The sequence below is a fragment of the Endozoicomonas sp. ALB032 genome, from assembly GCF_049310125.1.
In the GTDB taxonomy this organism is placed as follows: domain Bacteria; phylum Pseudomonadota; class Gammaproteobacteria; order Pseudomonadales; family Endozoicomonadaceae; genus Endozoicomonas_A.
Genome location: NZ_JBLYNW010000001.1, coordinates 958,921 through 979,754, shown reverse-complemented (window position 1 = coordinate 979,754; position 20,834 = coordinate 958,921). Strand labels below are relative to the sequence as shown.

Annotated in this window: 15 protein-coding genes and 1 tRNA gene; 12 read left to right on the top strand and 4 right to left on the bottom strand. The window is 47.1% G+C overall.

Annotated elements, in window-relative coordinates:
* Nucleotides 1–9 precede the first annotated feature (9 nt).
* The 4 genes from ACO6VG_RS02730 (at nt 10) to ACO6VG_RS02715 (ending at nt 9,378) form a co-directional block, all read left to right on the top strand.
* On the top strand, nt 10–2,151 hold the full coding sequence (locus ACO6VG_RS02730; protein ID WP_422472619.1) for a hypothetical protein: 2,142 nt from the start codon (nt 10–12) through the stop codon (nt 2,149–2,151).
* Nucleotides 2,148–3,629, top strand: coding sequence for a hypothetical protein (locus ACO6VG_RS02725; RefSeq protein WP_422472617.1), 1,482 nt, complete (start codon nt 2,148–2,150; stop codon nt 3,627–3,629). The genes ACO6VG_RS02730 and ACO6VG_RS02725 overlap by 4 nt, the downstream gene beginning before the upstream one ends.
* A 19-nt stretch (nt 3,630–3,648) precedes the next feature.
* On the top strand, nt 3,649–9,165 hold the full coding sequence (locus ACO6VG_RS02720; protein ID WP_422472615.1) for an ATP-binding protein: 5,517 nt from the start codon (nt 3,649–3,651) through the stop codon (nt 9,163–9,165).
* A 136-nt stretch (nt 9,166–9,301) separates the two neighbouring features.
* Nucleotides 9,302–9,378: transfer RNA gene (locus tag ACO6VG_RS02715), tRNA-Arg, on the top strand.
* 354 nt (nt 9,379–9,732) lie between these two features.
* Here ACO6VG_RS02715 and ACO6VG_RS02710 read toward each other — a convergent pair.
* Genes ACO6VG_RS02710 through ACO6VG_RS02695 form a run of 4 tightly spaced genes read right to left on the bottom strand, consistent with a single transcriptional unit; the run spans nt 9,733 to nt 12,133 of the window.
* On the bottom strand, nt 9,733–10,158 hold the full coding sequence (locus ACO6VG_RS02710; protein WP_422472613.1) for a hypothetical protein: 426 nt from the start codon (nt 10,156–10,158) through the stop codon (nt 9,733–9,735).
* Nucleotides 10,149–11,492 carry a recombinase family protein gene (locus tag ACO6VG_RS02705; RefSeq protein WP_422472611.1) on the bottom strand — a complete coding sequence of 448 codons (1,344 nt, stop codon included), beginning with the start codon at nt 11,490–11,492 and terminating at the stop codon, nt 10,149–10,151. The genes ACO6VG_RS02710 and ACO6VG_RS02705 overlap by 10 nt, the downstream gene beginning before the upstream one ends.
* Nucleotides 11,479–11,940 (bottom strand): DUF2924 domain-containing protein, encoded by a 462-nt coding sequence (locus ACO6VG_RS02700; RefSeq protein WP_422472609.1) that lies wholly within the window; start codon nt 11,938–11,940, stop codon nt 11,479–11,481. Before ACO6VG_RS02700 ends, ACO6VG_RS02705 begins: the two co-directional genes overlap by 14 nt.
* Nucleotides 11,930–12,133, bottom strand: a complete 204-nt coding sequence (locus ACO6VG_RS02695; protein ID WP_422472607.1) for a hypothetical protein — start codon at nt 12,131–12,133, stop codon at nt 11,930–11,932. Before ACO6VG_RS02695 ends, ACO6VG_RS02700 begins: the two co-directional genes overlap by 11 nt.
* A 212-nt stretch (nt 12,134–12,345) precedes the next feature.
* Between ACO6VG_RS02695 and ACO6VG_RS02690 the strand changes: the two genes are divergently transcribed.
* The 8 genes from ACO6VG_RS02690 (at nt 12,346) to ACO6VG_RS02655 (ending at nt 20,699) form a co-directional block, all read left to right on the top strand.
* Entirely contained in the window at nt 12,346–13,512 is a 1,167-nt protein-coding gene (locus ACO6VG_RS02690) for a hypothetical protein (RefSeq protein ID WP_422472605.1), read from the top strand.
* Nucleotides 13,505–14,491 (top strand): hypothetical protein, encoded by a 987-nt coding sequence (locus ACO6VG_RS02685; RefSeq protein ID WP_422472603.1) that lies wholly within the window; start codon nt 13,505–13,507, stop codon nt 14,489–14,491. Before ACO6VG_RS02690 ends, ACO6VG_RS02685 begins: the two co-directional genes overlap by 8 nt.
* 61 nt (nt 14,492–14,552) lie before the next feature.
* On the top strand, nt 14,553–16,133 hold the full coding sequence (locus tag ACO6VG_RS02680) for a DUF4041 domain-containing protein (protein ID WP_422472601.1): 1,581 nt from the start codon (nt 14,553–14,555) through the stop codon (nt 16,131–16,133).
* Nucleotides 16,134–16,320: 187 nt separating this feature from the next.
* Entirely contained in the window at nt 16,321–16,578 is a 258-nt protein-coding gene (locus ACO6VG_RS02675; RefSeq protein ID WP_422472599.1) for a helix-turn-helix transcriptional regulator, read from the top strand.
* Nucleotides 16,575–17,042, top strand: coding sequence for a hypothetical protein (locus ACO6VG_RS02670; protein ID WP_422472597.1), 468 nt, complete (start codon nt 16,575–16,577; stop codon nt 17,040–17,042). The genes ACO6VG_RS02675 and ACO6VG_RS02670 overlap by 4 nt, the downstream gene beginning before the upstream one ends.
* On the top strand, nt 17,039–17,881 hold the full coding sequence (locus ACO6VG_RS02665) for an ATP-binding protein (protein ID WP_422472595.1): 843 nt from the start codon (nt 17,039–17,041) through the stop codon (nt 17,879–17,881). Before ACO6VG_RS02670 ends, ACO6VG_RS02665 begins: the two co-directional genes overlap by 4 nt.
* A 2-nt stretch (nt 17,882–17,883) precedes the next feature.
* Nucleotides 17,884–18,540 (top strand): hypothetical protein, encoded by a 657-nt coding sequence (locus tag ACO6VG_RS02660; protein ID WP_422472593.1) that lies wholly within the window; start codon nt 17,884–17,886, stop codon nt 18,538–18,540.
* A 50-nt stretch (nt 18,541–18,590) separates the two neighbouring features.
* A complete protein-coding gene (locus ACO6VG_RS02655; protein WP_422472591.1) occupies nt 18,591–20,699 on the top strand; it encodes an AAA family ATPase in 2,109 nt (702 codons plus the stop codon).
* Nucleotides 20,700–20,834: the final 135 nt, after the last annotated feature.

The window sequence follows — 20,834 nt, the reverse complement described above, 5'->3', positions numbered from 1 at the left end:
GGGATGGTAATGAGTACGAATATAGAAAAAGAGTATAACTACCCTGTTGATCTTGTTAATTGGGCTGGCGAAGGGGCTGGCGTTCGTCGATTATGCGACGCTGGAAGTGGTCGTCCTAGTGATTCGATTGTTGAGACGAACCTGCTAGGAAGGCTTCGCGAGTGGGTAGATGAAATTGCGAAGGGAGCTAATGCCTTTCCTCGTCTGATCCTCTTGGTCGGAGGGCCTGGCAACGGAAAAACCGATGTTGTCGATTTCACGATCAGCGAAATGGACCAGAAGCTTGGTTGTCGAGGAGGTCTTGAGTTGGAGCTAGCAAAGGCATTTTTGCCTAAGCAAGGTCAGTTGGTTCCCCGGATTGTTAAGGTTCAATTAGAGAAGCTGTCCCAAGGACAAACGAATTTTGACTTGAATATTGTCCAAGATGCTACCGTGACAGAAGGATGTGAGGGTGTATCAAAAGAGCAGGCACTTATCGAAGAGCTTAGTGACATGACTGGGGATCATGGATCTCAACAGTTATACTTATGCTGTATTAACCGGGGTATTTTGGATAGTGCATTAATTTATACCAGAGAAAATAAGCTGAAAGATATTGGCGATTTATTGGGTGTGGTCACCAAAGCTGTCAGTCAAAGCCCAAATGCTCCTAGCTGCTGGCCGTTAGAAGGCTATCCAGAAGTCGTTGCTTGGCCGATGGACTCCGAATCACTACTTCGAGAAATAGATCATGGAGATACGACCCCATTTCTAGATATTCTGACAAAGGCAACCACTGAACAATTTTGGCCTGAACACAAGGCGTGCAGTGCTGGAGAATTTTGCCCCTTTTGTAATAGCAGTCAGATCTTGAGGAAGGATACTCACAAGGATGCATTGTCAAGAATACTCCGTTGGTTCGAGTTGAGTGCCGGGAAGCGGTGGAGCTTTAGAGAAATCTTTACATTAGTATCTTACCTTCTTGCAGGTCCCCGTAACAAAGAGCTAGGGGGCGTATCCGATCCTTGTAACTGGGCTAGTCAAGTTCACCAGTTAGTAGAAAAGATAGATGAGAACCCTTCGCTAAAAACAAAGAAAAATCGTTCAGATGCAATCTATTATCTCGCTTGTTCGGGCTACCAGCATCAATTGTTTTTCCGTTGGGATGACGGAGTGGCAGAGCAATTACGGAAAGACTTAAAAAGCATTGGTCTATGGGATCAGTCGAGTGATTTGGGGCACGCACTGATGGGGTTGTACTATTTTACTCGAGATCAAAAAAACACTGAGCTTCCCTCTAGCATAACTCCTCTTTTAAATGACATCATTGAGAAGCTTGATCCTGCATTGGCAAGTCCCGATGGTTCTATGCGGATAAGTAAAAGTACCGAGATTAAGGTTAGAGATTTAGATGCATTATTCAGTCGATCTGTTCAGACCGGGTTGGATTATTTAAAAAAGCGACGTAGTCTATCAGCTATAGAAAATGCATTACTGAAACGTCTAGCATTTGTTGACGACGAACTGTCGGAAACGGAAGATCGCAGGAAAAACCCGGCAGCAGCAAAACGAATACAACGTCTCTTAAGAGATTTTTCATGCCGATTTGTCAAGAGAAGTCTGGGCGTCAAGTACGCAGTAGTGAGAGATCTTGCCATTCTAGAAAGTTATGAACAAGTAGTATCGGCACCTTCCGATGATGGTCATTTGCTGTATCAAGTCAGTGAAGAGTTCCAAAATCTGCTCAATAAAAATGACCGATTTTCTGTGTCATTGAATACTACTTTTGGACAACCTCTTCCCCCGCTGCAGAAACAAGTAAAACTTACAGTGCAAGGGGTTTATGTAGAGCTCATGGGGGAAAATGAAAATGGTAGACCCCACTCTCCGTTTAGATACCTTAAAATCGGTGCAGCAGACAATATAAATCACTCTCAAGCTCTGACTTTTGATTTGTATAAAGCACTGAGGGAGCTAGGAAGTGGAGTTTCTGCTGCGTCTGTACCTCCCTCTGTCATTGCAATGCTTGATACAACCAGGGCAAGGTTAGCCGGAGCGGTTGTTAGGAATGAGTCTGTGTTGAGGGGAGCCAAAATTCAGCTAGGCAAAACAGGCACCACTATCCGCTATCAGCGTGGGAAGTTTGTTGCATCCCCAGGGGGCCAGAAATGACTTTAGAACAATTTAAGAGTTCTCCTTGGCAAAAATCTCATGCACTCTATGCTGGATCCCCTTATTCGATAACCCCGGCACCTGAGTATGCTAACTCTGAAGTGCTGATGGCCTCCCTTTACAGGAATATCGGGTATGTGGCGGTCTCAGAGTCTCAAGTACCCGCTGGTGGTAGGCAGCTTGAAAAAATTGTAAATCGATATCTCAAAAAAGAATCCCATCCCGGTAATGCCACGCTTGCAGCAGATACATTCCACACATTGATACAAGGGGTGCTTGAAAGCCCAAAATTGCCGAGACAATCCACTCAGCGTTTCATAAGTGTTACTCCATTGGTTCCAGAAGTGTCAAGGTTTTCGGGCTCTGCGCGAAACACTGGCAGTTCGTGGAATCCGGGAGGGATGATTAAAAATATGGTTTGGCTCGGTTCTTGTGGTCATGACCAAGCCCTGAATCTATGGCGAAATCTATTTGAATCATTAAGCATTGTTGAAACTGACGATGTCTTTGCACGTTGGCTTAATGAGGAACTGCATGAATGGAATCCCGAAACGGCAAATTGGGCGTTTCAAGAACCAGAAATCAATGAAGTTCGAAGCTTAAGTGAAGATATTAGTGATATTCAGTTTCCCGCAAAACAGTTTGTGAAAGATCTGGATGCTCTTATTGCAGTAAAAAAGGAAATGACCCGCAGGCAATGGGTAAGTCTGTTCGAAGCAATGGCCAGGCAAGCTATTGTTTGCCATGTTCTTTGGTTATGTGAAGTTAATATGAATATATGGTTCCAGGTAAGGAGTGCACTTACGAGTGAACCTATCGAGGCTGATTTTAAAAAAATTCTTTACCCCAGTGTTTACAAGTACCTTGAGTATGGCAATAGAGCCATCTCAAAGATTAGAGATTATGTAGCTGGCTATTTGATAGCTCGCATGAATATAAATGCTGTGTTGTGGTCCCTAGATGAAAAGGAAGTAGCTGTTCCTTGTGACCTTTCATCCAGTACTGCTATTAGGAGGTTTTGTTGCTTTCTTTCGAGTAACTCTGAGAATTTAGGTGTGGAGAGTTTATTCTCTCAGCTCGAAGAGCAGGAAATGCGCACTATCCGCTGTAAGAAAGGTATAGGCTCTAACATGATTGAGTTTGCTCGTCATATGCTAGGGCAGCGAGAAACTTCGAATGACAAGTTGCGTAATTATGATCAGGGTTATGTTTTAAAAAAACTGTCGGGTAATAAATCCACTCCAACGGTTACTCTTGGTCCTGTATCTGTACTTGCTAACACCCACTGTGCCCTGTGGAAAAAAGGGGGGATGCAATCAATCGACAGCTTAACTCGCCATCTTTCTGCCTATGGTATTGCAGTCGATGACATCATTCACAGCGATCTTTGTCAGCAATTACGTGTGTTGGGACTTGTTTTGGATAGTCCTGATGCTGAGACAGGGATGCTCATGACCTCTCCATTTGAATTGGATTAGAATTTTAAAGCGGTGAACCATGAATCAATTGGTTAGTTATTTAGCTGAGATGACAAAGAAATACATCCAGCAGGTATTTTCAAATAATGGAGAAGGGGTTGAGAGGCGTATTATTTTCAATGGACCGCCATTAGAAATACTGGAGCCGTTATATCAAGAGCTCAGTAGTAACGGACTGCTGGAAGTCGATGACGGCAACGGGGGGAGTGTCGGTGTTCCTGTTCTATTGCAAGTCAGTGATGAAACTGTACAGCCTCCGAAAGCAGGAATATCAGGGCATTGTTCTGGTGATCATCTACTAAACCTGAGAAATTTACCAGGAGGTTCTAGCTTCCTTGCACTTGTTCCTCCGGGTGTTGAAAACAACATGTCTTTAACATCGTCTACAAAGGCATTTGGGCTTAGTCCTGATAGTAATTCTGGTGGTTGTACATTCCATGATTGGTGGCAGGACTCTTTCGTCCAACGAATTCGGGAGAAAGCGTTACATTGTATTTCTGAGAAAGAACGTGATGATGTTGAACAGCTCATCCGGAAATCAATAAGTTCTTTGGACGACGTAGACCCCGAGCGTGCATCTAGAAAAGCAGCCTGGAGAGCTTTATCACGGCTCTTTTCTATTTCTGACTTATCAGACCAGTATCCTCCAGTTGAGCTAGCAGCCCTTGCATGCGGTGCTTTATCTACATCAGAGGGGAGTGTGTCACCTGATAAAAGGAAAAAGGTGTTGGGAAAGATTTCAGATGCTTTATCTGTGGCCGGTTATCGCTCAGGTATTGCTCAACTCCAAGACAAGTCTGAGAATATAGAGATCAAGCAAAATCTTGAGGAGTTGCTTATTCATGTGCAGTGTAGCCAGCTGAAAATTACGGAGTTCGAAAGGGCCATAGAAGCTGCGTACCTTCCCTCAGATGGTATGCAGCTCACCGAGCCTCCTAAGTGGTGGGAAAAGCTAACAGTTGAGGTTTGGTCCGATCTGCTTGAAGATGAAGTGGAAGAAATTGGACAAATTGAGTTAAGCATATCTTCCCAGAACTGCCTGCTTGAGGGAGGGAAAGGTATTCCCTACATTGTTCAAGATAAAGTAATTTTGAACATTTTTAGTGAAGAAGAGTTTGTAAATACCGCTGCGAAGATAAAAAGACGAGCCGGTCCAAAAGGGACACGGGAGTGGGGTTTTATTCCAAGCACTGAGCCAGAATTTATCGACGAAGAGGAAGTGCCAACACTTTCAAGCCCTGCTAGCTATAAGGTTGAAGCCGATAATTTTAAACCCTCAACGCTAAAAGTAGTTCCCATTCAGAAATGGAGTCCAGGCATTGTTGTTGCCTCAAAACAATTAAAAAAGCTCTCTTTACCCAAAAAAGTACCTGCAAAAGCCAGTAAAAATGTCGAGTATGATTGGGAGACTTCTCTGGTTTTTTCTGGTGCTGGACGCTACGAGTTGATGTTGTTTACTTCTCCAGAAGTATCGATCCCTGAAGGGACAATGGCGCAAGGTTGGTCAGAAGATGATTCAGATGATAAAACTGACTGTCAGATTCACAAGTCAGCTTTAGATAAGCAATACCGATTTGAAGTGTTTCCTGAATCAAAATACACCGTTGATATTTCTTTCGAGAGAATGCAACCCGATGGAAGCAAGGCTGATGAGATTTGCCGTGTTCATATAACTTGCGATGAGGTTAAAGAGGTTGGCTGTCGAAGTGAATTTGAAAGGTTGATTCGTCTGAACCAGCGACATCTTTCGGTAGACCAAGAGAAAGCGGTAGTGACACTGGATAGGTCTACCCGCTTAAGCTCACTTCAAAACTGGATACTTGATGAGGTTTGTATTGAAAAGTCCTTCTATCCCATTGTGCTAGCCAATGATTATGCCAATAAATGGTGCCAACCCGATTGGGAGCACTCTGAGCACTCAATTTTCTCTGAAGGGAAGTTTCACTTTGATCCACGACCAGAATTCAAAGATTTTTCACCACCAGCAGGATTCTTAGATGCGAGAAAGAAACTAGCAAAGAAAATTCGTGGAGTTGACTCTGATGCGGGCATGGTAGAGTCGGCTTTGCTTGGTGAATGGTTAAGCCGAGATGAAGAGTTTTCAAATTTAGTTGAGACGTATCTTGATAAATACAGAGACTGGTTGACAGCCGATCCAGATATAGCATGTTGGTGCGATACAATACTTATTCATACACTGGGCGATGGAAGAAGAGATCTTCCAATCGAACCTGATGCAGTTTTACTGACTCCTCTTCATCCACTGAGGTTTTCTTGGCACTGCGGGGCACAGAAAACTTTATTTGATGCTGTTGATAATGGAAAGCCTTGTCCGGCAGCCAGTGTTCTGGACCCAGACCGGGTGCCTGACCTGCTCAGTCTACCCCTGAGAGCTCCTGACCGAGTTGAAAACGTTACGTTTTTAGCTGTTGAGTCTAGTACTGATTACTGGACTGTGCTTTGGAATTGTAACCGTCTTCGTGAGTTGCCTAACCGAGGTTTCCAACCTCCATTTGATACAGAGTTTGGAATCTCAGTAGGGGGGTTGTCAAAAGGGTTTAGCACTGCCCAAGTAGCTAGAGCCTTGGATGATGTCAGCGAGCTGTTACCTGCAAAGTCACGAATAAGTGTACTTATTGGGAGTGTGGGTGGATCAACTGATGCCTGTAATAATGGGCTTGTTAATTGGTGTGAAGATAGGCTGGGTAAAGATAGCGCATATAAAATTGGGAGCTATGGAGCCAAGTTCGTCGATATTTTTGATTCTCGTGAAAGTGCTCAGCAATTGGATGATGCTTCGATTGCAAACCTATCTGAAGATACAGGTGGACATGTTCGATGGTTTTCAAAACAACCAGAAGAGGCGATCCCGGATTTAGGCATTATTGCCCAGTTAAACTCATCGGATCCCGTGACAACAGATAAAGCCAGAAACTCCCCTTTAGGAGCTGGTGGCTTAATTAGGCATAGAGTAAGAAATCAGCTGTCAGGAAAGTCGGGAGCATTTTTAAATGAGTCTAGACGCGCATTGAAAGCAGGCTCATCAGATGATGTTCTGTTGAATAAAATTTCGCAATGCATTGTGGTGCTTGAAAGTCTCGGATGTGATAAATCAGGCCTTACATTTGCGCCAGATGTACAAGCAATATCCGATATGCTGAAAGAAAACAGTGCAGAGTTTGTGGCTACATCCTCTTCATCCATAGATCCAGCTTGCTTTCTTGGGGGGTGGGTTCAAGATGCTTTTCTGTGGGATTATGACCTCCCTTCTTTTTCTCAAAGGGCGGGAGATACTAATGGCTACTACTTGCTATCCAGAATAAAAGAGGTTGATCGGGCTGCTATCGGGAGAGCGCTGAATTGGTTGCCTGGATGTGACTCGTTTAGGAGTGAAGAAAAAGAACAGCTATTACTGGAAGTTGCGCGAAGGGGTATTCCAACGGTTCGCGGTTTGTCCGGCGATGACGCTGGTGCTACCGGTGATCTGGGGTTATTTCTTGCTGTACGACTTTTACAAGACCAGTTTAGGCTTGAGAATAACTATGACAGTTTACTACCAGTTGTAGAGGATGATAACGAACAAGCAACCCTCTCGATTGTTATACCTGTTGACCCTTTTAGGGGGTATCTCAAAGACTTTACTGATACGCTAGAGAAAAAACATAAAGGCTTGTCACATTCAAGGCCTGATCTGCTGGTGGTGAGTGCCTTGATGGTTGATGAGTCTGTGACACTCAAACTTACCCCAATAGAGGTTAAATGTCGGCGTAAAAGCCCTTTTGTTGGAGATAAAACCTCAGGTTTGCCTCAGGCAAAAAATCTATCTAACCTCTTGAATGCTATCAGTTCAGAGGCAAAGGACTCGGTAATGTGGGAGCTAGCTTATCAGCACCTACTGCTATCCATAGTTGATTTTGGTTTAAGGGTCTACAGTCAGCATGAGAATATTGTTGGTGAAAGTGGAGTTTGGGCTGGCTATCAAGAACAGATTTCGACCGCAATTCTAAGTGACCCTGGTTCTGTCATCATCGATGAAATTGGTAGGCTTGTAGTTATTGATACTTCCCCACAAAGTGGTCCGAATGATAAGGATAAAGACGGCTTCAATGAGACTGTTGTAATATCCAGAGAAGATGCAGGGAGAATCATTTCTGGAAATGATGTTCAGGATTTCTATGACTCAGTGATAAGCCAGATTGGTGATTGGGGGCTCAGACCAGTATCAGGAAAAACATGCTCTGCTAGCCAGGATAGTGACTCTGATGATTCTACCTATGAACCAGAAAATATCAGTCTAAATAATGCTAAGGATGACTGTTTTAACCAAACGTCAGGAAAATCACTAGCTACTACAGTAGTTTCTTTGGCTGAATCGAATCAGATAGATGACGAGAAACAAATACAAGCTATATCAGGCATTAAACTGTCAATTGGTGAAACTTCAGGAGTATTTGAACCAAAGTCTCTGACTCTGAATATCTCTGATACTCGGTTAAACAACCTTAATATTGGAGTCGTGGGGGATCTTGGTACTGGTAAAACCCAACTGTTGAAGTCACTGATATACCAGATTTCTATAGTCAAAGAAGAGAATCGGGGTATAAAACCTCGTTTTCTGATTTTCGATTATAAGCGAGATTATTCTGATCCTGACTCAGATTTTGTTAAGGCTACAAATGCAAAAGTCATCAAGCCACAAAAGCTTCCGTTGAATTTGTTTGATACCAGCTCAATTGGTGAGTCAGCTGTTCCATGGCTCGACCGGTTCCGTTTTTTTACAGATGTTCTGGACAAAATTTTTTCTGGCATTGGGCCAGTTCAGAGAAGGAACCTAAAAAATGCGGTCAAGTCAGCGTACGAGAATCGGTTGGATGGCCAACAGCCAACTATATATGATGTGCATAGGGAATATGAGGAGATTCTTGGCGATAAGTCAGATTCGCCGTTAGCCATTATTGACGACCTAGTTGATATGGAAATCTTCGAAAGAGATCCCTCAAAAATCATACCATTTAATGAATTCCTCGACGGTGTTGTTGTGATCTCACTAGATGCTTTAGGTCAAGATGACCGCAGTAAGAACATGTTGGTTGCTATCATGCTGAACATGTTTTACGAGAACATGTTGAAAACGCCAAAGAGACCTTTTGTTGGTGTTAATCCTCAACTTAGGGTAGTCGACTCGTATTTGCTGGTAGATGAAGCCGATAACATCATGCGTTATGAATTTGATGTTTTACGGAAGCTACTGCTTCAGGGCAGGGAGTTTGGTGTAGGGGTTGTTCTTGCATCACAATATTTAAGTCACTTTAAGGCTGGGGCCACTGACTACAAGGAACCTTTGTTAACCTGGTTTATCCATAAAGTTCCAAATGTAACCCCTAATGAGTTGAAAGCGCTTGGAATTACCGCTGATCAGCTCACGGATAAAGCAGAGCAGGTTAAGGCGATGAAGAATCATCATTGCTTATATAAAACTTTTGATCATTCTGGCGGAAGCATTAAAGGAATGCCATTTTTTAAGCTTTTGGAGTGAAATCAGAGGGGTTAGGCTGGTTGAGTTGCTTCAGAACTCTGAGATGCCTTCTCTCTAAGTTGAACCAATGTTAGGAGTTATCAGAAAATTCCTCCACTGGTTCCCCGCCCACCGCCAGTGAACAATTTAGTATTACGCGCTCGTAGCTCAGCTGGATAGAGTACCTGGCTACGAACCAGGCGGTCGTAGGTTCGAATCCTACCGAGCGCGCCATCTTCAGGAAGCCCTATTTTTATAGGGCTTTTTGTCGTTATGGGGGGTGGTTTTTTCTGGCTCTCTGTCTGTTTTATAGTCTTCCGGTGTCTTATAACTGAGTACTTGGAAAATTCTTAAAAAAGCCGATTTTTGGCCATTTTTGGGCTGTTTTTTCTCTCTCTTCTCTAAATAACGTACTTCGGCCACTTTGAAGTACGTTACTTGAATTCCTCTTTATAATCAGTGGGTTGCAGGTGGTTTTTGGTTGCTGGGACGGGTGTTGGGTTTGCACTTTTATAGCGGTGTGGGCGGGGAGCTGTCAGCAAACTTTTTGATTAAAAAAACAGGATAAAAAAAAGGGGGGGGAGTACATCAATCCTCCGGCATCCCCAAAGCCTTCTTCTGCTCAGACCAGAGCAGAGGAAAGGGCTTCATAAAATCAGCCAGCGTCAGGCCACCCAAGCTTCTGCCATCAATGATGGCCTCCTGAATCTCTGGCGACAGGGTGGTCAGGCGTAAGATCCGGGAGGCATAGCTGACACTGGTAATCCCTTCTTTCAGAGCCAACACTTTCAGGTGCTGCTCTTTCCCTGTTTCTAATGCCTTCAACCACCGATGCGCTCTGACCAGAGCATTCCTCAAAGCCGGATCGACCTCTTCCAGTGCCGGACGACCATCCGGGGTGGTGATCTGGCTCTTGCCCTTGCGGTTGATGAACTTAATGGGGATATGCACCAGAATGCAGTTCTCGTCTTCGAGATAGGTGCGGGTGGCTTTGCCAGTCACTTTTATGGCCATGTCACTTCTCCTTGTAGCTCATTGGTGATGGTGGGTATCCCTTCCTGGTGGAAGCGAATCTCAATGCCCTGCTGGTGGACGTCTATACGACTGACCAGTAGTTTCATTAAACGGCGCTGTTCTTCCGGGAACAGCAGGTTCCAGATGTCCGACAGATCGTTCAGGGCTTCTCGAACCTGATCTTCATTGAACGTGTCTTGATCCGTCAGCATCTGCCAGGTGGTGAAAATGATCTCTGGTTGCTTGAGTAAATCCCGGAGGTGTTCAACCACCAGAAACTCGATTTCTCTGGCTGGGAGGGTAGGCAGGGGCGAGTGTTTATGACCATGCTTCCGGGCCGTGCTACTGACGTAGTAACGGTGCAGTTTGCCCTTGCTGCGGCTGGCCGTGGGGATCAGGGCTTCCTGTTCAGGACCGAACAGAAAACCCCGCAGAAAGGAACGTGTGTTGCGGTGTCGGCTGTCTGACTGCCGGGTCGAGCTGTTGCCCTGGAGAATGGCCTCCGCCCTCGCCCAGACCTCCGGTTTGATGAGGGCTTTATGCTCACCCGGGTACCATTCACCCTTGTGTCCGATCTCACCTTTATAGAGGCGGCTCTTCAGCAGCTTGTATATGGCAGTGCGAGTGAACTTTTTGCTACCGGCGACTTGGCCACCCTTGCGCGGCAGTCGTTTGGTTCGAAAGCCCATCTCATTAATCCGTTCAGCGGTTTCAATCTGAGAGCGGGTTTCAATAAAAGTCTTGAAGATCTCCCGGATAATTACTGCTTCCCCCTCATTAGGGACCAGCTTGCGATCCACCACGTCATAACCCAGCGGTGGTGTACCACCCATCCACTTACCTTTCTTTTTGGAGAGCAGGAACTTGTCCCTGATTCGCTCGCCAGTCACCTCCCGTTCAAACTGGGCAAACGACAGTAGAATGTTGAGTGTCAGTCGCCCCATGCTGCTGGTGGTATTGAACTGCTGAGTGACGGCTACGAATGACACCTGATGCTTGTCGAACACCTCCACCAGTCGGGCAAAGTCAGCCAGTGACCTTGAGAGACGGTCTACTTTATACACAACCACTACATCAATCTTGCCTGCTTCCACATCTTTCATCAGTCGTTGAAGTGCAGGCCGTTCCATATTGCCCCCGGAAAAACCGCCATCGTCGTACTCATCCGGTACCAGTATCCAGCCTTCCTGCTTCTGGGAAGTGATGTAAGCTTCCCCGGCCTCCCGCTGGGCGTGGAGTGAATTGAATTCCTGCTCCAACCCTTCCTCGGAAGATTTACGGGTGTAGACTGCACAACGTTTGATGTCCTTAATCTTACTCTTACTTTTGCCCATGGCTGCCTCCCTTCAGTCCAAAGAACACTGGCCCTGACCAGTGACTTGCAGTAATCAGCTTGGCGATCCCAGAAAGACTCCTATACATCTTCCCTCGATACTCAAAGCCCTCTTTGGTGACAATCACCTCGTGAGTTTCCCCTTCATACTCCTTAACGATCCGGGTACCTGCTGGTGGCTTGTTCACTCTGGCCTTGGGGACAGGCTTGTCCTTGGCGGAGGGCTGTTGCAGTCGCTGTAATCGATTTTTGTGCTTCTCGGAAAGACTCCCCAGTTCCAGCTCCTGAACCCGAAAGGCCAATCTTTGTCGAAGCAGTCGTTTATTCAGCTTGGGGGCATCGGTGCCATAGAGCTTTGGCCAGAGCTCCAGCAGTGCCCTGGTGGACATCTTCTGAATGGCAGCGACCTTGGCCGCCAGGCTTGACTGTTCGGATAATTCATTCTTCATTGTTGGACTCCTGTCGCTGAACCGTATGAGACATACAGGCTCTGGTTCCGGCATTAGTCCAGTGTTCTTTCTCTCTTTCGGCGTTTTCCGGCTCTTGCTGCTTTATATGGCGGCGTTCAATACCGACAGCCAGAATCTGGCAGATAGCCAGGGTATTGGGGTGCAGCTGGTGGCTTGATGGGGTTTTGTTCATGGTGGGCTCCCATCCCTGGGTGGTGCGGATTTATTTAAAAGTGTTGCTGTAAAAGGGGTTGGAATCCATACCGAGGTAACCGGTTCCATCCGGTGTTTTCCGGGGGATTGACAGACAGGACAATCGGGTACAAGATGATGCTGTATAAAAAAACAGTAGTTTAAAAGAGGTCGGGATGTAGCAGTAGAAAAAATATAAAACCGGAGGACGGGATGCCCCATGTAAAGCGAGTCCTGAAATATGTTCGGGATGATTATTGTCGTCAGCTGTTGCAGCTAACCGGAGTGACGAGAGCGCAAAGGATTATCGCTCATGAGCCGGAACTCAGTACCACCATCAATCTGAAAGACGCCTATGCCAACCTCGATAAGAGACAACGGCAGACCTTTGATGACCTGACCCGGCGCATTGACCAGATGACGGACGAAGTGGGTCAGGAGTTTCTGGCCAGACTGGTCAAGAATAAAGCCGAATATGCTGCCCAGGATGATCCTTATAATCAAGCGGCCTGGGTGCTTCTTCATGAGCAATCGATCTTTGAACAGGCTGAAAGTGAGCGCTTCGCCGATGAGGCGCGCCTTACGGCGAAGTGGGACAGTTTCAAGGTATTGTCCAGTGTCAATCAACTCCCGGATCTGAAAGGATTAAAAGAGTATCTCACGCAGCACTTTGGCGGTGATGATGAAGTGCTGGTGGAGCTGTTTGAACGTGAACGTCCAGGCATCGATGGCACCACAGAAACCCTGCAGCAAGTGATGGTTTACCGGGAAGGCGTGCCCAGCCTACTAAAGGAAGTCTCCAAAGAGAAGAAAGCACTTAGGGAAACCATGGTCAGACCAGCCAGGGAGTATGCTTTCCTCTGGAATCCGCAGAAGGGTGAACTGGAAGTGGTGACTCGCAAGAAGCAGGAACGCGAGCAGCTGGCCCAGCTTTTCACCAGCAAGGGACTGGGAATAGAACAGGCTCCAGAGAAGCTGGAAAGAAGACAGCTTACGCTTGATGTCCTGAAATCAAATCCTGCACTACCATTTACCCGGGAAGAAGGGATCGAACAGGTCTCTGTCTCCTATCTGAAATTCAAATCGACCCGAACCAAGGCACCTTACACCGTTCGATCCCCGGCCCATAAAGCTCATGAGAAAGATGTCTATCAGGTGATGAAAGAGGATGAGGTGGAACACTTTCTGAATTGTGACCATTACTCTGTTGCTGAAGCTGCCATCGCTGTGAAGTTCAGGAAAAGGGAAGGACAGAGTCGAGCCAACAGCACCACCATCATTCTGAAAGACCCCTGCACTTCTAACCTGCAGGATCTGACCGAACGGGAACGTTATCTCAGCTGGAACAAACTCAAGGAGTGGGGACTGACTCATGACTGATGCACTGAAATTACCCAGGAAACAGCGCTCATTTCATTACTTGGCCGGACTGTATGAAACCGATTCAGAGACGGTTCTGAAAATCTGCCTGGAGAACGACAGACCTAATGAAGCTACTGATATCATCAGCTCCGGAGCCTTGACCCCGGGAGGCTTGGCTTCCGTCATCCCCATTGATACCGACGACGGAGAGTTATGGCTGGAGGTGATTGAGAGAAACCCGGAGCGGGAGCCCGGAGTCTTCACTTGCTACTGCGTCTCCGAGGGCTTCGTTGAGGTCACGGAAGAACAGCAACGACAATACAAGTACGACCGGGACTGGTTAATCAAAGTGCTCAAGAGCCACCTTAAATTGTCAGGTGAACAGGTCACGGTGATTCCTGAACTGCTCGAGTGGTTGGGCAATATTCAGGTAGATGGGCAGCCCTACCAGGTTCTGCTTGCCCGACATCTGACCAGTATGAGTGGCTTCAAAAGCATTTATCAGAGCTTGGAAAGCTGGAAGGGTAAGGCTCCTGGTGTGGTTCTAACAGTATCCGAGCGGTTTGACCATCTGCTTCCCTTGCCAGGCCCGTATCCGATTGTATCTATTATGTCGCTGCTGTCTTCTGATGGTCCTTGTGAAATAGATGCCCGAAAACTGAAAGACGTACTGCGAGCAACCTTTGAGCCAGAAGCTGAGTCAGTGGAAGTCAGGTGGGAATGTTATGACAACCAGGGAAGGTTTGAGGCCGATAACCGTGAGCCTTGGGATATTAGCGGTGGTCAGCGTTGTAAGGTGGCCAGCATGATTTATGATGCCTGGCTAATGGGCAATCGGGGAGTTACTACCAGTCAACTCAGAGAGGAAGGCATAGGCTACACCCGTCCAAGCAACTGTTTTAATGACAGTGATTTGTGGCAAGAGTACATCCAGTATGAAAACCGGTTGTGGAGTCTGAAAGCCCCTCCCCGATCCAGAAGAAAAACGACTCCATAATGAAATTTTAGTCCCAAAAAATTATTATCACGTATGCACTTAGTACGATGGAAAATGCGTAATGGATACTCCTACAGTAACAGCCCTCCTTATCTTGCTTGCTCCGTTGGGCATCGCGGCCTTATTTTGGTGGAAAAATAAACAATCCACAAAAAAAGTCTCCGAGCTTCAGTCTGAAAAGGAAGCTCTCTTACACCTCAAAAAATATGAAGCAATTGTTGATGCTGAGTCAGAAGCTAGAAATATTATTTCGCAGGCCAGAAACGAAGCAGAAGAAATAGTTAATGATGCTGCTAAACGATTGAATGAAGCTGAGCTCCAAGCTGAGAGTAGGAAGAAAGAAGCCAATGTTGCCCATGAAAGAATTGTAAAAGAAGCAAGAGAGAATCTTAAAAAAGCAAAAGAAAAAGCTGAGCTAACCATGCAAGAAGCTTTTACTAATGCTGATAAAATCGTCAAACAAGCTGAAGATAATGCACGAGAAATTGCGGGTGAAGCACTTGAGGCTAAATCTAAGGCTGATACTTTTGAGAAAAAAGCCAAAGCCATGAAAAATATTATTGATGGCTATGGAAATGAGTACCTTATTGCAAATCAAACAGTTCTTGATGATCTTGCTGAAGAGTTTAGCCATAAAGATGCTGGTGTTGAGCTGAAAAAATCCAGATATTTTACAAAAACGCTTGTTACCAAAAATAGAGCGGCTATTTGCGACTATGCAGAAGTAAACCGAAAAGAAACGGCTATTAGATTCGTTCTGGATGCATTCAACGGTAAGGTTGATACCGCATTGGCGAAAGTAAAACATGATAATTACGGGAAGCTAGAAGCAGAAATAAAAGATGCATTTGCCCTTGTAAATGGAAATGGCAGAGCTTTCAGGAATGCTCGTATTGCTGATGAATACTTAAATGCCAGGCTTGATGAATTAAAGTGGGCTGTGACAGTTAATGAGCTAAAGCTTCAGGAGAGAGAGGAGCAGCGGCAAATAAAAGAAGCTATCAGGGAAGAAGAAAAAGCAAGAAGAGAGATGGAAAAAGCCATCAAGGAGGCAGAGAAAGAGGAGAAAATGCTTCAGAAAGCTATGGAGAAAGCTCGCAAGGAACTTGAGAAAGCGAGTGAAGAGGAAAAACTCAAGTTTGAAGAGCAACTATCAGCTCTTCAGAGTCAGCTTGAAGAAGCTGAAGCCAAAAACCAAAGAGCAATATCTATGGCTCAGCAGACTCGAAGAGGGCACGTGTATGTTATTTCTAACGTTGGATCATTCGGTGAAGATATTCATAAAATTGGTCTGACTCGTCGATTAGAGCCTATGGATCGAGTAAAAGAGCTTGGTGATGCAAGTGTACCATTCGACTTCGATGTCCATGCAATGATTTACTCTGAAGACGCACCAAAGCTCGAAAAAGAGCTCCATAAGGTCTTTGAGTTACAACAAGTAAACAAAGTTAATTACAGGAAAGAATTCTTTAGAGTTAATGTATCTGATATCAAGAGTAAAATTGATGAAATGGATATAGAAGCCCACTGGACGATGAAGGCTGAAGCCAAGGAGTACCGTGAAACCCTGGCTATAGAAAACCAGATTGATTCAGTATTCGACTATGGACAGCACTCAGTTCAAAAAGTTATGTCTGCTTAAGGTCTTACAGTCTCATCAATAAGGCTGCAATCAGGTAGCCTTATTGACTTCCTTTCAAATGAAAAATCACTCAATGCTTGACTAACTTACCGGTTACATGCCGGTTTTTTTGTGATTTTTTAATAAAAAATATGCCGTCTCCGCTCTGTCTCCGCCCCATCTCCGCTCTGTCTACGTGGACTGCCCCATGATTGTTCCTGCCTTTGGAAAAAACAAGAAGGAGCATGAAATGGAAGTGCAACACCTGAGCCAGAAAGAACTGGCCGACCGCTGGCGGCTAAGCCCCTATACCTTGGAGAAGTGGCGTATGCGCGGGTTGGGGCCTTGCTATATCAAGCTGGGTAATCGTGTCGTTTACCGGTTGTCAGATATTGAAGCGCACGAAGCTTCACATACCCATGCAGGTACATCCCAGCCAGTCGCCTGTCAGGGAGGTGATGTATGAGCAGTGAGCTGGAAAACATCCAGGGCATGGGCGTCGCTGAACTGGCCGCTCGTTCCGGAGCTGAGCTGGCGATACTGCTAAACGATGTTGAGAAGGCCATGAGCCAGCTGACTGTCCAGAAAATGTGGTTGGAGTCAGTGATCGCCTACAAGTACGTCTTCAAGGCTTCCCAGATCCGAGCCCAGTTGCAACAGGACTTCGGAACGATCAGTTTTGATGACGAAGGAACGCGTGTGCTGGTGGACTTGCCCAGGGAAGTCAACTGGGATCAACAGAAACTGAAGAGCATAGCCCAGCGGATTCAGGAGCAAGGAGAAGATCCTTCTGAGTTCTTGGATATTGAGTATTCAGTGTCTCAGGAACAGTTTGATCAATGGCCGGAGCCGGTTCGCCAGACCTTTGAGTCCGCTTTGCAGATCAAACCCGGTCGCTGTGCGTACAAGCTGGTGGGAGGTTCGAAATGAGCCTTCCCATTCTCAACTCACAGCAACGCAGCCAGGAGCACAAGGGCATCAAGTGTGTGCTGCTGGGCAACAGTGGGGTGGGTAAAACCACCCAGCTGCTGAGTCTCAACCCAGACACCACCCTGTTTGTGGATCTGGAAGCCGGTGATCTGGCGGTGCAGGAGTGGCCAGGCGACACCCTGCGTCCAGCCACCTGGCCTGAGTTCCGAAACTTTGCCGTCTACCTGGCTGGTCCCAACCCAGCGCTTCGGGACGATCAGGTGTATTCGAAAGCGCATTATGAATCGGTGTGTCGTAAGTATGGAGATCCCCAGTCCCTGGAGAAGTACGACACCTACTTCATCGATTCCATCACGGTGCTGGGTCGGCTTTGCTTTCAGTGGTGCAAGGGTCAGCCCCAGGCCTTCTCCGAGAAAACCGGCAAACCGGATACTCGTGGAGCCTACGGTCTGCACGGCCAGGAGATGATTGCCGCACTGACGCACCTGCAACATGCAAGAGGCAAGAACGTGGTCTTTGTCGCCATTCTCGAGGAGCGGGTGGACGACTTTAACCGCAAGCTCCACCAGCCCCAGATCGAAGGCAGTAAAACCGGCCTGGAGCTACCCGGCATCGTTGACCAGATCATCACCTTGGCCAGCCTGCCTGACGAAGAAGGCAACCTGCGTCGTACCTTTGTTTGCCAGACTCTCAACCCCTATGGCTACCCGGCCAAGGATCGCAGCGGGCGTCTGGATGTATTCGAGCCGCCTCACCTTGGACAGCTGTTTACCAAGATCCGCAGCGGATCAAGGCAGCCTGTCCAGTTTGAAACTCAACCTCAAGGAACGGAGAAATAACCATGAGCCAACAAAGAGCCATGACACGTTGGAATGATTTTAACGATGCCACTGACCAGGGCAGCTACGATGTCATTCCTTCAGGCACCTTGGTCAAAGTGCGTATGACCCTCAAGCCCGGAGGCTACGACAATCCCGAAATGGGCTGGACCGGAGGTTATGCCACCAGCGGAGATACTGGAGCCATCTACCTCAATGCCGAGTTCACCGTGCTGGAAGGCCAGTACGCCAAGCGCAAGGTCTGGTCCCTGATCGGGATGCACAGCCCCAAAGGCCCGGAGTGGGAGAACATGGGCCGGTCATTTGTCCGGGGTATTTTGCAGTCAGCTCGCAATATTAAGGCTGAAGATAACAGTCCACCGGCCTATAAAGCCCGACAGTTACAGTCTTTGTCAGAACTGGATGGTATTGAATTCGTCGTCAAGATCAGTACTGAAAAGGATCAGTACGACGAACCCAAGAATGTCATCAAGCAGGCCATCACTCCGGAGCATAAGCAGTATGCCCAGCTGATGTTTGGCCAGACTGTTGCTCCCCAGGGGCATCCAGCAGCCAGTCAGCAGAGTGGTCATTCCCAGGCTCAACTGCAATCACAGCCATACAGTCCTCCGGATTCAGCTCCCCATCCGGCTGAAAGCTACAACAACCAGTGGGATTAACGCTCTGATGCCCACCTGCGGGTGGGCTTTTCCCTACAGGGACTGTGACAATGAAGAACAAATGGCTTGATTTTAACGATGCCCCTGAGCAGGGCACGACGCAGAAACTGGATGCGGAAGAAGTCAAACGTCGCATTCAGGAACGATTGCCAGAGTACTTGGCCTGGCTGTTTCCCAACGGAAAAAAGCGAGGCCAAAAGTTTGTGCTGGGCAATGTCCAGGGCAAGAAAGGCAAGAGCCTGGAAGTGGAACTGGGCAGTGGGCTTTGGCACGACTTTGAGAGTGGTGAAGGCGGCGACATTATCAGCCTCACGGCAGAACACCAAAAACTGGATGTACAAAGGGACTTTCCCGAAATTATTCAGTTCATGGCGGACTGGCTGGGAATGCCTTCATTCACGCCACCAGCCACTGCTAACCACCAGGAGGAGTATGAGGATCTGGGCCACCATACCGGCAAGTGGGACTACCACAATGCTGAAGGCAACCTGATCGCTTGCGTCTATCGGTACGATACGTCAGAGGGTAAAGAGTTTCGGCCCTGGGATGTAAAGACCCGTAAAACCAAAGCCCCCAATCCCAGGCCGCTCTATAACCAGCCGGGCATCAAGGTAGCAGACGAAGTACTGCTGGTGGAGGGAGAGAAAGCAGCCCAGGCACTCATTGACAGTGGCTATTGCGCCACTACCGCCATGAACGGTGCCAAGGCTCCTACAGATAAGACGGACTGGTCTCCATTAAAAAACAAACGAGTGCTGGTGTGGCCCGATCATGATGAAGCTGGACTGCTTTATGCTCAGCAAGCGGCACAGTCTATATCTGATGCTGGTGCAGCATCGGTCATCATTCTGAAACCACCCGAGCAGCAACCCGAGAAGTGGGATGCAGCCGATGCAGTGGCTGAAGCATTTGATATTCGCCACTGGTTGATTACCACACGACGCAAGACGATTAAGGAGTCCGTGCCTTTCTATCGTTTTGGTGAGCTGCTGGATGATGAATCCCCCATGCCTGAGGATTTGTTGTCACCCAGAATACTAACACCTGGCGGCATGTTGGTATTGGGTGGTGCTCCCAAGGTCGGCAAGAGTGACTTTCTGTTGAATTTGCTCGCACATATGTCAGCAGGCTTGACCTTTCTGGATATGCGCCCCAGTCGTCCCCTGAAGGTGTTCTATCTACAGGCGGAGGTGCAATATCACTATCTGCGTGAACGGGTGAAGCAATTGCCACTCAAGGACTTTCAGCTGACCCGAGTCCGAGAGAACCTGGTGATGACTGCCCGGTTAAAACTGATTCTCAATGCGGTGGGTTTGCCTATCATCGCCAGGGCTATCCAGCAGGCATTTCCTGAAGGCCCTGATGTCATTGTCATCGATCCCATCAGGAATGTGTTTGATCCGGGTCCGGACGGCAGCAGTGAAAATGATAACAACGCCATGCTGTTTTTTCTCAAGGAGCGAGTGGAGCAGCTGCGGGATATCGTTAACCCGGACGTAGGCATAGTGCTGGTGCACCATACCCGCAAGATGAGTAAACGACAGCTGGAAGAAGACCCTTTTCAGGCGCTTTCCGGGGCTGGCAGCCTGAGAGGTTACTATACCTCCGGAATGCTGCTGTTCAGGCCAGAAGAGCTGGAGCCTGAGCGGATGCTGTATTACGAACTGAGAAACGGTCCTTCCCCCAAGGCCCAGAGGATCATCAAGAAAGATGGTCAGTGGCGGGAAGCGCCTCCCAACAGTATGCGCCTGGCGGGTGAAGAATTAGGCAAGAAGCATGATGCAGAGCGCATCAGAAAGCGGGAAGTGATCGTCAACCTGATTTACCAGGAAGCTCTGAAAGGCAGGGTTTTCACCGTTAACCAATTCTCCGAGCAGTTTGAAAACCAGCTGGGGCTGGGTGGTAAAACGACCATCTATGACCGAATTCAGGTACTGGCCACCAAGGGCTATATCAAGTTTTTCCGGGATTATGACGAGTACAATTTGCCTGCTCCAAAGCGCAGCAAACTCGGGTATTTATGTGTTGATGGTATGGCCTATGGAGTGGAGGGTGAAGCGCTTTGCAGCATCAGGCCAACGGATTTTAAATGCCCGAATACCGGTGCATTGCTACCGGTTGAAAACCCGGATGTATGGGTTTATCAGGACACTCTTTAGAAGTCAAAAACCGACTGAAAATGGCCTTTCAGAATTCGGCCAGATTTCAGAATTCGCAGAATTCAAAAAAATTGAAATCTGGTTGAGAACTTATTTTTAAAAGGATTTCAAACAGTTATGCAGGCTTTTTAGAAT